Origin of the sequence: Vibrio glycogenivorans (assembly GCF_051660965.1) — a bacterium.
Taxonomy (GTDB): Bacteria; Pseudomonadota; Gammaproteobacteria; order Enterobacterales; family Vibrionaceae; genus Vibrio.
Genome location: NZ_JBPVIS010000002.1, coordinates 113,147 through 125,762 on the forward strand (window position 1 = coordinate 113,147; position 12,616 = coordinate 125,762).

Sequence of the window (12,616 nt, forward strand, 5' to 3'; positions counted from 1 at the left end):
GTGAAAAGCTATCGAATGAACTTCAACACTCCCCAAGTTGCCCACAGCCAAAGACGTATCCCCCCTTTTAAGGCATTAAGAGCGTTTGAAGCGGCCGCCAGACATAAAAGTTTTTCTGCCGCGGCTGAGGAGCTCAATGTCAGCCGCGCTGCGGTCAGCCAGCAAATCAAGCTGCTTGAGCAATTCTTAGACTCTAAACTTTTTGAGCGTATCGGCACCAAACTGCACCCAACTGAGCAGGCGCTGCACTATTTGCCGCTGCTCACCGATACGTTCGATCACCTTTCGCTCGGCACCGACCATTTATTTGGCAAAAAGAAAAAACAGACCCTGACCATTCGAGTCGCGCAAAGCTTCTGCCACACTTGGCTTTTGCCGCGTCTGGCGGATTTCCACCGCCGCTACCCTGATTTTTCTCTGCAGTTCTATTCAACCACCAATCTTTATCCGAGCAACAACAACACCGTCGATATCGAGATTGTCAATGGGTATGGCAATTGGAGTGGTAGCTCATACGAGCCGCTGTGCTCTATCGAAGAATGGTGCGTAGTCGCCAGTCCTCAATTCATTAACAAACACGATTTTACCTTGGGCATCGAGGCGATTGCTCAGTTTCCTAAGATAGCCACCTTGGGTTACAACCAAGGCTGGCGAGATTGGTTTCACCTCGTCGATCATTGCCTGCCGTTCTCCGAGCCGATTATGCAGTTTGATAGCACGCAGTTATCGGTTGAAGCGGCAGTACAAGGCCTTGGAATGCTGCTCGCCAAATCGATTTTAGTTGAGGATGCGCTCAAACAAGGCACGCTTGCCTTGGCTCACGCCACCAAGATGCCAAGCCAAAGTCAGCATTATTTGATAAATAATACCAACCATCACAACCAAGCCAAAATTGCCGCATTTCGAGATTGGCTGCAAACCTGTGACATGTTGAAGTAGGCACACCACAATACGCCTTGCGCACTGTGGTGTGTTTGACAAGCTCGCGCGAAGATCAACGTTTTTGCCAGATCGACAGCTGTGAGATAGTGTGTTGGAATTTGCGTTGAGTTTCACGGATCACAAACGGCACATCAATGACACTCACCAATACAAAGCGCGGGTGCAGCGCCTCGGTCAAACCCTCTAGTGTGGTTTGGTTCTCACCATTGATCTTGATTCCCCCGACCCAATTTGGTTTCGGCGTGTACTCTTCAAGCCAAGTGTAAGGTGAAGCGATAGCCAAGATACCGCCTTGGTTTAGCCTATGGTTAATCAGGTCCAAGAACTTGTGGGGATCACTCAACCGGTCGATTAAATTAGCGGCTAAGACGAGATCATAACCACTAAACTGGGGCTTAAGATTACACGCATCACCTTGGGCAAAATGGATACGCTCACACTCTGTTTTACCATACCCAAGCTCGTCTAGATTCACCGCTTTAAACTCAACCAAGTCACCCTCGGTAGGAATGGTATATCGAGTATGTCCCCGCTCACTCAAGGCATAGGCCTGCTGGATAAAGCGCGCAGAGAAATCAATTCCATCGACCTTCTCAAAGTGTTTAGCCAATTCAAAACTTGCCCGCCCGACAGAGCATCCAAGATCGAGCGCTTTGGCTCTATTAGTGAAGTTATGCGCTGATAAGATCTGCTCCACCAGACTGACAGAGAAGTTATCAACGTTAAAGTAACGCTTACCATAATGAAACTCGAGGTATTGAGAGACCAGCTCATCAGTCTCATACACATTGACCGATTTTTGCGCCTGAGGCTCTTGCTCTGACACCACATAACGCAGGCCCGCATGCTGATAAAAATGGCGGCGAAAAGCATAACGCGAGGACTGCTGAGCTTCATTACCGGTTGAGATCCATGACCCACCCTTGATCAGGTTGTGTTTGCCATCAAACGTCGGCGTTGAGAAGTCATCATAAAGCGGGTGAACATCGAAACCGTTCAACCCATCGATTGGCGTTTGCGTCCATTGCCAGACATTGCCCACGACATCATACACACCCTGATGTTCGAACTGATCAACAGGAGCGGAAGACGCAAAGTGATTCAAAGCGATATTTCCTGGTGCTTGCTGCCAATCAACACCATCACCGGCAACGCGCTGGCGCAGGACATACCATTCACTCTCAGAGGGAAGGCGCACTGTTTGCCCTAGCTGCTCCGCTTTCCAGCGGCAAAATGCTTGTGCTTCGAGTTGATTGACCTCGACTGGCCAATTCATTGGTAGCGGTACCTCTTGGGTCAAGTTACGTTGCCAATACTGCCCATCTCGGTAGCGCCAAAATCGCGGCATTTTCGCCTGCGTAAACCTCAGCCACTGCTGACCCTCTTCATCCCAGTATTTTGCACTCTGGTAACCTTGCGCCTCGACAAACTGCAAGAACTCTTGGTTACTGACCAGGTATTGACTGGTTTGGAACTCGGGCACATGCACCTCAAGTTGGCCGTACTCGTTATCCCAGCCATAGGTGTCATCACTCTCAGCTTTGCCAAGCGTTACATCGGCTGCACCAATCGAGACCAACTGGTTGTCCGGCGCAGGCCCAAACGTATCACAGGCTGTCCAAGCATCGTGCCTAACCACTGACTCTAGTGGCAACTGGCGAATGATCACCGACGAGGTCTCAAGATGAATACGCTCATGCTCAATCCCCATTAAAATCACCCAAGCGGGATCGCTTTGCGTTATCGGCAGGCTGAGCGGCATGGTGTCGATAACCGTATTGACAACTTCTCGAACTTGGTCACGATACTGCCTAACCTCATCGACGCTCGGCCAGTCGTAATTACGCTCATCGAGATCATCCCATGACATTTCATCAACCCCAATAGCAAACATCGACTCAAATGCTGGATTGACTCTATCGGTAATCTGCTGAGCAAGCTTGAGTTTATTAATAAAAAAGCACGCCGTGTGGCCAAAATAAAACACCAATGGATGGCGTAGAGGTTCAGCTTTAACATAGTACGCTTCGTCATTCGCAATGGTCTCGAACAAGGACTCGTAGAGGTTATAGGTCTGTTGGAAGTAGGCTTTGATCTCGTCGCGTTTTGCCTGGCAACTATCACCATTGAGGCGGATAGTCGGATGGTACATATGAGTAGGAAGTGCCATTACTGTCGTCCCGTTGTCTGGTCGTATAAACAAATGCGCAAAATAACTTCGTATTATCATTAAGTTAGAAGGCTTATCAGCGCTTAGCAAAAAAATATTGCCGCTCTGGTGCTCCCCGCCCAAGATGAATAACGCCTACTTACGTCCTCGACCAAGACATAGTTCAAAATAACAGTATAGTTTAAAGGGAAATTGAGCCGTGCCCCCCACTAAGCAAACCACGGCTCTGAGGTAAGAGTTGAGACGAGCAACTCGACACCACCACGACCAGCACTCGCCTCTCGCAGCAACGCGATCTCGCTTCTCGCCTCTTTATTTTACCCTTCGGTTCCGCTGCGAACCACTTCTTCTTCAAGATCAAACGGCGAGTTCGCCACCTGCTGTTGCACTAAGCGCTCCTCGAGCGGTGAGGCAACAATTTTGCGGTTAATCAGGTGTTTAGGGCCAACGTTTTCTGAGATTGAGTTACCACCCCAGGTGCCACAACCCAAGGTTAGTGACGGTGGAATAATGGTATTGTAAATCCCACCAATCGCGCCCTGAGATGTTGGAGTATTGACCAAAATACGCACAGTTTTTAGCTTCTTACCAAAATAGCGTACTCGCTCAGGGTGGGTATTTTCATTGGTATAAAGGCCCGACGTATGACCAATGCCACCAAGTTCTACCATGCTAATTGCTTGGTCAACGGCGTCTTCAAAGTTATCGGCTTTAAATAATCCCAGGGTTGGCGAGAGTTTCTCGTGTGCAAATGCATCAGAAGAGCAGACTTTGCCAAGCCCCTCACCAACCAATACTCTTGTCTCAGGGGCAACGTTAATGTCTGCCATGCGCGCAATTTGGTAAGCAGATTGACCAACAACGTTGGGATTCAAGTGACCTTCCACTCGCAATACTCCGCGCACCTTCTCTGCTTCATCGGCATCCAATAGATAACATTGATGCTTGACCAACGCAGCCTTAACCTCATCATATGCGCTCTCGACCACGATAGCCGCCTGCTCTGACGCGCAAACCACACCGTTATCAAAGGTTTTGGACTTGATGATTGACTCAACCGCATGCTCAACATCGGCAGACTCGTCAATTACAACTGGTACATTACCCGCGCCAACTCCCAGTGCAGGCTTGCCTGATGAATAAGCAGCCTTCACCATACCCGGCCCACCCGTGGCGAGAATCAAGCTAATATCTTTGTGCGTCATTAAGGCATTTGACAATTCAAGCGATGGTTGGTCCACCCAGCCAATAATCCCCTCAGGCGCGCCTGCCGCTACCGCCGCTTCCAGCACTACGCGCGCCGCACGGTTAGTTGACTCTTTGGCTCTTGGGTGGGGTGAAAAGATGATGCCATTACGCGTTTTGAGTGAAATAAGTGATTTAAAGATGGCAGTTGAGGTTGGGTTGGTGGTTGGGATCACGCCACAAATTACCCCGACAGGGTCTGCAATGGTCATCGAGTTGTGAAACTTGTTCTCTTCGATGATGTCGCAGGTCTTTTCATTCTTGTACTGATCGTACACGTACTCAGAGGCAAACTGATTCTTGATGATTTTATCATGGACGATGCCCATTCCAGACTCTTCAACTGCTTGCTCGGCCAAATGTGTACTGGCTTGATACGCTGCTAGCGCCGCAGCGCGAAAAATCTCGTCAACTTGCTGTTGTGTATAGGTAGCGAATTGCTCCTGTGCATGTTTGACCTGTGATACGAGAGCATCGAGCTCTGGAAACTGTGACTGTTGCATAATGACACCTTAAATATACAAAATACCAAACGGTAATACTGATACATTACCAAAATGTAAGGTCATGAAATTAAAGCGAATTTATTGCAAAGGAAAGATCTAGATCTCATTTTTAATCGACCATTCACCACACTGAGATATTGATTCCAAGTTCATGTGATAGATCAGAATATTTTTAATTTTTTAATAATTACTTAATACTAAAAAATTAATCAAAACAGATATTTATGCTGAGCCTTCAAATTGAATTGCCTTTATCAATCTCGAAAACGCAACGTGCTCATTGGCATGCTGATCAGCTCAAAGTTTTAGCATTGGGCGTGGCTTATGCGCCCTTGTTAACCACTTAAAGAGTATAAAATTCATTTACGCCAGAAGCTTACATAGTGGTACTCTAGCCTTGTGATCAATGATACGGGGTACGGGTACGATGTGGATAACGGTGTTTTCAACCACGTTGGGGGCGTTAATCGGCAAAGTGAGCGGCCTTCCTATGGGAAGCTTGTTTGGCTCTATTCTCTTCGTCGTCTTGGTCGCTCAACTGATAAACACCTTAAATAGTAAACGGTTAGAACAAGGTAGACCTAAACTAGTCCAACCAATGACCTTGCCAAAAGGCTCGATTATCGTTATCCAATTGATCCTCGGCCTTGGTGTCGGCTCAATTGCTCGCCTCTCTACCATCGTCGACACCATCAGTGTTCCCGTCTTCCTTGGATTGCTAGTGTGCCTATCGATACAAATTAGCCTGGGATTCTTTTGGCTGTATCGCGCTGAAAAATGGTCGCTCGGTGACAGCTTGATGGGCGCAATTCCCGGCGCACTGTCGGCGTTACTCTCCCTATCAGGGCGCTACCACACCCCCTCACCGAAAGTCATCTTTGCGCATTCTGTCCGTTTAGTGCTTTTAGTTTGCCTTGCAGCGGTGATTTCCCTCAATGTCGTGCCGCAAGGGGTTACTACTGAGCCGCAGTTAGCCACTGAGATGCCTGTCGATTGGGCTTGGCTTTGCCTAGTCACTGTCGTTGCCTTACTCTGTGGATGGGCCGCAGACAAGCTGAATATTCCGGCGCCTTTCTTGGTTTGTTCACTCACCATTTCAATCGGTTTTGGTTCGGTATTTGACCACGTTCAATTGATCGTACCTGACTTTTTGCTTGAGGTATCAACCGCCATTTTAGGTGCAGTGATCGGTATAAAACTAACCGCAGTCAAGATCACTGAGGCATGGCGTTACGCCAGAGCAGGACTTATTGTCACGAGCTTGAGTGTCTCGGTAACGATTTTAACCGCCTTCGTTGCTAGCTATCTGTTGGGTATCGATTGGCCAGTGCTTATTCTTGCCTGGGTGCCCGGAAACGTCGAAGCCATGACCACGATTGCCTTAACCTTTGCTATGTCACCGGCCTTTGTGATGATTAACCACGTTATTCGGCTGTTCATACTCAATCTCGCGCCACTTGCAATCGGGTTTATCTTGCCCGCCAAGGAGATTGGTCAAAACCACGAAGCGTAACGCTATCTGTTTGAAACGCTCCGTTATAAAGCACACTTTTCATGCCAAGATATTGATAATGTTTGTAATTGATCGCACCGTAAGTGGGTTATGCAAATTATTGATATAAGGATGAATGCTTTGGTCAGTGAAAAACACTTGGAAGAGTTTTCTGTTCATGGCTCGCTCGAGAGGTCCTTGCTCGACGCCCAATTGACGATGCGCGAGCACCTCTACGATTTTAACCATACCCGTCCCGGTGAAACAGACAAACGACAATCTCTACTTACGCAGATTCTTGGCCGCCCCTGCAGTACTCAAATTGTCCCCCCGCTTTTCTGCGATATTGGTACCAATTTGGTTCTTGGTGAGGGTGGCTTTATCAATACCAATCTCGTCGCACTTGATATCGCGCCGATTCGTATTGGCAATTTTGTCATGATAGGCCCCAATGTTCAGCTGCTAGCCTCAACGCACCCACTTGCCCTGCAAGAGCGCTTAGTTCCCCATATTGCCGGTGAACCGATAACCATTGGTGACCGAGTTTGGATTGGTGCAGGCGCTATCATACTCCCTGGCGTGAACATTGGTGACAACAGCGTTATCGGCGCGGGCAGCGTTGTTAACAAGGATATCCCTGCCGGTGTATTAGCGCTAGGAAACCCCTGTCGGATTATCAGAGCCATCGACCACGGTGAGATTCCAAGTGATGAGAAGATCAAAGCAAACTATGCCGAGTTTCGCTAGCGGTAAACGCCATAACAACAGGACAGAAAATTTGACTGACGCTAAATGCGCTGCAATTTTCCTTTTGGCTTGAGGCAGATCGTTGTTTTTAAACATTTCTATCACAATGAAAACGGCTTTCATCCGACAAAACTGATCGGTTACGCTTTTAAACCGACCAAAAGTCAGTTAACTTCTGGCCCATGTTCATACAGTAAAAAAGGTCTTACTTTGGAAAAACACGAAGAGGTCCTAGTCTCGGTGAGACAAATTATTCGAGCCATCGATCTACACTCAAAAAAGCTCAGTAAAGAAGCGGGATTGACCGGACCACAACTGATCCTAATGCGCGCGATTAGAGAGTTAGGAGATGTCAATCTTCGTCAGTTGGCCGAGCACACCAACATGAGCTCTGCGACCACAACAATTATCTTAGACCGATTAGAGCGCAATCAATTGGTGGTTCGTATGCGCAGTACCACCGATAAGCGTAAAGTCCACGCTAGCCTGACGGACAAAGGGCTGCAACTGCTCGACTCAGCACCAATGCCGCTGCAAGATCACTTCATCAGCGAGTTTCAAAACCTCCAAGAATGGGAACAAACTCTGCTGCTCTCGTCCGTCCAACGCTTGGCCAGCATGATGAATGCAGAGCGTTACGATGCCGCGCCAGTGTTGGAGCTCGGTAACATCACTGATCCAAACCATACCTCCGAGTAAAACCACGCCTCTAAGTAAATTAGTGCTAGCTTAAGCTCTCTACCAAGGGGGCTTACCAATCAATCTAACCCTCTAGTCACAACCCTATCTTAACACCCACTCGCCCCCGACAAATTTAACACTCAACTAATTTTTTCAAGGCAGACATGCCACTCCCAACGATTGTTATGTAGCCCAGACAAAGCGGCCAAAACTACGCAAAACAATTAGTTTAGAGTTAAAACTAATTTGATTGATTTCATTGGTATATCCTTTGTTTGCAACACGTCCTTACAAATCACAAAAAGTGTTTAAAATCAGCAAGTTAATAAAGGAATCACTAATTCAAAGTGTGATATATCTCAAGACTGTGTTCAAATGCAATCGAAGGTGCGGTTAATAACTAGTTTGAGGTCTAAGTAAATATTTTGTATGCTTTAGTTAGCAATCAATTATTAATATTAGGAAGAAATGTAATATGAAATGGAATTTCGCACTTCTCGCCCTTGCTGCAACCACTACGGCGCAAGCCAATGAATGTGGTTCTGTAACCATCGCTGATATGAACTGGAACTCCGCCAGTGTTATCGCCAACCTTGACCGATTTATCCTTGAACATGGCTATGGCTGTGACTCCGAGTTAGTCCCGGGCGATACCATGCCAACGGCAACCTCAATGGTTGAAAAAGGACAGCCTGACATCGCCCCTGAAATGTGGACCAACGCGGTGCCAGACCTGATTGAAGCCGGGGTTGAAGAAGGACGAATTGCTTATGTCGGTGATTCACTCTCCGACGGGGGTGAAGAGGCATTCTGGGTTCCGGCTTACATGGTCGAACAATACCCTGAGCTGAGCACAATTGAAGGGGTGAAAAAGCACGCTAAACTATTCCGCCACCCCGAAAACCCCTCTCTCTCAGCATTCTATGGCTGTCCTGCGGGTTGGGGATGCCAGATCTCATCACGCAATCTGTTTGATGCGCTTGAGCTAGAGGAAGCTGGCTTTGAATTGATTGACCCAGGCTCAGCGGCGGGACAATCGGGTATCATTGCTAAAGCCTATGAGCGCGAAGAAGGCTGGTTTGGTTATTACTGGGCACCCACCGCTATCTTGGGTAAATATGAAATGGTCAAAGTCGACTTTGGCTCAGGTGTCGACGAGCAGGCGTTCCTTGACTGTATCAGCAGCGAAGATTGTACTGAGCCTACAGTAAGCATGTACCCAGCCTCCCCAGTGAAAACCTATGTCGTCACTGACTTCTCAAGCAAAAACCCGATGGTGATGGAATATCTAGCCAAGCGCAGCTTCACTAATGCGCAGATGAACAGCCTGTTGGCTTGGATGGAAGACGAGCAAGCCGATTCTGAAGACGCTATGTACCATGTGCTTGAAAACTATCCGTCAATCTGGAAAGCCTGGCTACCAGAAGCGGTGGCTGAGAAAGTGGCTGATCAGCTTTAACCTACCCTTTCAAATTACTATTCCTAAGCCCCAACCTCAGTGCGGCTTAGGATAAGCATAGGAATGTATAATGGCCAGTAGTAGTTGGTTAACGAGCTTTCCCGAGATGGATCGCTCAACATTGCGTGGGATACGCAAAACCTTAGATGGTGCCTATAAAGAATTTTCTCGTGAGTATGGCGACTTTATCGAGTCCCTATTCGACCCACTTCTTACCTTTCTGGTTTGGTTTGAAAAAACACTCCTCAGTACACCTTGGTGGCTTGTGTTAATCGCCTGTACTGGCCTTGTTTACGCTGCCAGTCGTTCTATCAAACTCTCGATAGCCTGCGTGGTATCACTGCTACTGATTGGCTACTTCGGCATGTGGGACGACACGATGCGTACCTTGAGCATCATTACCGTCTGTACCTTGCTTGCCATTGTCATCGGCATTCCAATTGGTGTCGCGATGGCGCGCTCCGATCGAGTCCAAGCGTTCGTCACACCAATCCTAGATATCATGCAAACCATGCCAGCATTTGTCTACCTTATCCCAGTGGTGATGCTGCTTGGGATTGGTAAGATTCCCGGCCTTATCGCCGTTATTATCTACGCCATTCCACCCGTGATCCGTCTAACAAACCTTGGGATCAGACTGGTCGATAAAGAAGTCATGGAAGCGGCAACCGCGTTTGGTGCCAGTAAGTGGCAGCGACTAACTGGTGTTCAGTTACCCCTGGCGATGCCTACCATCATGGCGGGGATTAACCAGACCATTATGATGTCACTATCCATGGTGGTTATTGCCTCTATGATTGGCGTTAAAGGACTGGGTCAGCCAGTACTGCGCTCAATTACTAATCAATACTTTACCCTTGGACTTCTGAATGGCTTTGCGATTGTCGCACTGGCGATACTCTTTGATCGCGCCTCTCAGGCGTATGCAAAACGAACTCAAGCGTATTTAGGGAATCAGCACCATGACTAAGCCACTGATCAAGATTACCGGGTTGTACAAGATCTTTGGCCCAACGCCACAAAAGATCTTACCACTGGTCAAAACGGGAAAAACCAAAGACCAAGTCCTAGAGGAAACCGCTCATACTGTGGGCTTGAAAGACATTAATTTGGAAATTTTCAAGGGTGAGATCTTCGTTATTATGGGGTTATCTGGCTCAGGCAAGTCAACCTTAATTCGCCACTTTAACCGCTTGATTGACCCGACTGCTGGTCAAATTGATGTTGAAGGCAGCGATATCATGCACCTCTCAGCGAAAGAGCTAGAGAAGTTTCGTCAACAAAAGATGTCGATGGTTTTTCAACGTTTTGGTTTACTGCCCCATCGTAAAGTTCTCGATAATGTTGCGTACGGGTTGGAGATTCAGAAAGTCGATAAAACCAAACGCTTAGGTATCGCTCAAGAGTGGATGGACACGGTTGGACTCAAGGGCTACGAGCAACAGTACCCTTCACAGCTCTCAGGCGGACAACAGCAGCGTGTCGGGTTGGCCCGCGCTTTATGTACTAACGCAGAAATCTTGCTGATGGACGAAGCCTTCTCGGCTCTCGACCCTCTTATCCGTAGTGAGATGCAAGATCAGCTGATTGAGCTGCAAGAGAAGCTGCACAAAACCATTGTTTTCATCACCCATGACCTCGATGAAGCTCTGCGCCTTGGTGATCGCATCGCTATCCTTAAAGACGGTGAGATGGTGCAACAGGGTACGCCGGATAGTATCTTACTTAATCCAGCCACCGACTACGTTGAGGCATTCATTAAAGACGTCAACCGAGCCCGTGCGTTAACTGTCGAGAACGTGATGAAAAAGCCATCAATGCGTATCACTACCACCAGCATCGCCGAAGCTCAAGCGCAAATGAAACGTACCAAGCATGATTATGCCTACCATGTCACGGATGAGGGCTACCAAGGCGTGATCACCGAAGAGAGTCTCAATGAAGCGGCTGAGAATAACGCGATCGAAACGATAGAGCCGAGTTTGTACGAAGAAGTCCCCACCGTCTCTCCCGATTCTGTTATCGAACAGGTATTAACTGATACGATATCCTCTGATTACTCTTTGCCGGTAGTCGATGACGAGGGCAACTTAAAAGGCGCGCTAGAAAAAGAGTGCGTCGCTGACCTTTTTACTGAAAAAAATCATCATTAAGCTCATCAAACAAGGGAAGCTTTCTACTTCCCTTGTTTTTGCCCCTGCCTAATTCATTACCTTACGGCTTTAATCCAACTTAATACCAAGCATAACCTTCACTCACTGGCCGTTATATATTCACACCTATTCGCAGACATTCTTGAGCCATGCTTGATTAGGAGCTGTTAATTCAACTGTACTCCTCGATACATGTCTAAGCCTCGAGCTTAATAAACTGATCCAGATCAAACAAAATTCAAGTCGGTTTAATTGACATCAATTTGCAATATAGCGCAATTAGCATTTCTCAATGTTACATTTACTTACATAATATGGACATTAGAAATGAAAAAATATCTTCTAGGCGCGGCGCTGATTATTGCAACACAAACTGGTACATCGATGGCTCAAGAAACGTTATCGGTTGTTGGCTCAAGCTCAGTATCTCCACTGATGGAAGTGTTTGGTGAAACTTACCAAAAAACGCACCCAGAACTGTTTATCGAGGTACAAGGCCCTGGCTCATCGGCCGGCGTTCGCGCAGCAAAAAGCCAAACCGCAGATCTTGGTATGGCGTCACGTGAGCTGAAATCGTCAGAAGAAGAAGCTGACTTGCATACAGAAGTGATTGCACGCGATGGAATTGCGATTGTTGTTAACCCAGCCAATAAGGTTCAGTCTCTGACGGCTAAACAGATCCACGACATTTACGCTGGCGAAATCAAAAACTGGAAAGAGGTCGGTGGCGCAGACAAACCTATCGTTGCTGTCACCCGCGATACCGCATCTGGCACGCGTGGCGCATTTGAGGAAATCATGAGCCTAACTAAGAAAATCAATGGTCAGAAAGTTTCTGCGATTTCGCAACACGCTCAAGTGACCAATGGTAATGGTCATTCAAAAACCATGGCGGCGCAAAACCCTTACGCGATCAGCTACATCTCGCTTGGTAGCGTCGACTCGTCAGTCCAAGCCGTCAGCGTTGACGGCGCAACCGCGACCGTTGAAAACGTAAAAAATGGCACCTACAAAGTCGCTCGCCCATTCCAAGTTCTTTATAAAGGCAAACCTGCAGCAAATACCCAACAGTTCCTAGACTGGATGTTGTCTGATGAGGCTCAAGCGATCGTTGAACAGCAAGGCTACATCGCGGTTAACTAATTTAACTGCGGTTGTCTTTGACGCGTGTGTAATTGAGAGGGAGCCTTGGCTTCCTCTTGTCATTTTTGTCATCCTTCG

Annotated in this window: 9 protein-coding genes and 1 pseudogene; 8 read left to right on the plus strand and 2 right to left on the minus strand. The window is 47.6% G+C overall.

Going from position 1 to position 12,616, the window contains the following annotated elements:
- Nucleotides 1-939, plus strand: coding sequence for a LysR substrate-binding domain-containing protein (locus ACSTTG_RS05150; protein WP_438458274.1), 939 nt, complete (start codon nt 1-3; stop codon nt 937-939).
- A gap of 55 nt (nt 940-994) precedes the next feature.
- Here the strand turns inward: ACSTTG_RS05150 and ovoA are convergent, their stop codons facing one another.
- Together ovoA and ACSTTG_RS05160 are read right to left on the minus strand one after the other, a co-directional pair.
- Nucleotides 995-3,112 (minus strand): 5-histidylcysteine sulfoxide synthase, encoded by a 2,118-nt coding sequence (ovoA, locus tag ACSTTG_RS05155; RefSeq protein ID WP_438473989.1) that lies wholly within the window; start codon nt 3,110-3,112, stop codon nt 995-997.
- A gap of 389 nt (nt 3,113-3,501) precedes the next feature.
- Nucleotides 3,502-4,860 (minus strand): annotated as a pseudogene (locus ACSTTG_RS05160) (aldehyde dehydrogenase family protein); the annotation flags it as partial.
- A gap of 430 nt (nt 4,861-5,290) precedes the next feature.
- On the opposite strand from ACSTTG_RS05160, the gene ACSTTG_RS05165 reads away from it, so the two are divergent.
- The 7 genes from ACSTTG_RS05165 to ACSTTG_RS05195 all read left to right on the plus strand — a co-directional run bounded on the left by ACSTTG_RS05165 (nt 5,291) and on the right by ACSTTG_RS05195 (nt 12,538).
- A complete protein-coding gene (locus tag ACSTTG_RS05165) occupies nt 5,291-6,376 on the plus strand; it encodes an AbrB family transcriptional regulator (protein ID WP_438458272.1) in 1,086 nt (361 codons plus the stop codon).
- Nucleotides 6,377-6,466: 90 nt separating this feature from the next.
- Complete coding sequence (locus ACSTTG_RS05170) at nt 6,467-7,102, plus strand: sugar O-acetyltransferase (protein WP_438458271.1); 636 nt, start codon at nt 6,467-6,469, stop codon at nt 7,100-7,102.
- A 210-nt stretch (nt 7,103-7,312) separates the two neighbouring features.
- The gene (locus tag ACSTTG_RS05175) at nt 7,313-7,801 is read left to right on the plus strand and encodes a MarR family winged helix-turn-helix transcriptional regulator (protein ID WP_438458270.1); all 489 of its coding nucleotides are present in this window, start codon (nt 7,313-7,315) and stop codon (nt 7,799-7,801) included.
- 457 nt (nt 7,802-8,258) lie between these two features.
- Nucleotides 8,259-9,242, plus strand: a complete 984-nt coding sequence (locus ACSTTG_RS05180) for an ABC transporter substrate-binding protein (RefSeq protein ID WP_438473990.1) — start codon at nt 8,259-8,261, stop codon at nt 9,240-9,242.
- Between the two features lie 70 nt (nt 9,243-9,312).
- The gene (locus ACSTTG_RS05185) at nt 9,313-10,212 is read left to right on the plus strand and encodes an ABC transporter permease (RefSeq protein ID WP_438458268.1); all 900 of its coding nucleotides are present in this window, start codon (nt 9,313-9,315) and stop codon (nt 10,210-10,212) included.
- Nucleotides 10,205-11,395 (plus strand): quaternary amine ABC transporter ATP-binding protein, encoded by a 1,191-nt coding sequence (locus tag ACSTTG_RS05190; RefSeq protein WP_438473991.1) that lies wholly within the window; start codon nt 10,205-10,207, stop codon nt 11,393-11,395. The genes ACSTTG_RS05185 and ACSTTG_RS05190 overlap by 8 nt, the downstream gene beginning before the upstream one ends.
- Before the next feature lie 327 nt (nt 11,396-11,722).
- Nucleotides 11,723-12,538, plus strand: coding sequence for a phosphate ABC transporter substrate-binding protein (locus ACSTTG_RS05195; protein ID WP_438473992.1), 816 nt, complete (start codon nt 11,723-11,725; stop codon nt 12,536-12,538).
- Nucleotides 12,539-12,616: the final 78 nt, after the last annotated feature.

Coding starts and splice junctions, on each gene's coding strand:
- ACSTTG_RS05180 (WP_438473990.1), top strand. CDS start 8,259: ATGAAATGGAATTTCGCACTTCTCGCCCTTGCTGCAACCACTACGGCG.
- ovoA (WP_438473989.1), bottom strand. CDS start 3,112: ATGGCACTTCCTACTCATATGTACCATCCGACTATCCGCCTCAATGGT.
- ACSTTG_RS05185 (WP_438458268.1), top strand. CDS start 9,313: ATGGCCAGTAGTAGTTGGTTAACGAGCTTTCCCGAGATGGATCGCTCA.
- ACSTTG_RS05195 (WP_438473992.1), top strand. CDS start 11,723: ATGAAAAAATATCTTCTAGGCGCGGCGCTGATTATTGCAACACAAACT.
- ACSTTG_RS05190 (WP_438473991.1), top strand. CDS start 10,205: ATGACTAAGCCACTGATCAAGATTACCGGGTTGTACAAGATCTTTGGC.
- ACSTTG_RS05165 (WP_438458272.1), top strand. CDS start 5,291: ATGTGGATAACGGTGTTTTCAACCACGTTGGGGGCGTTAATCGGCAAA.
- ACSTTG_RS05170 (WP_438458271.1), top strand. CDS start 6,467: ATGCAAATTATTGATATAAGGATGAATGCTTTGGTCAGTGAAAAACAC.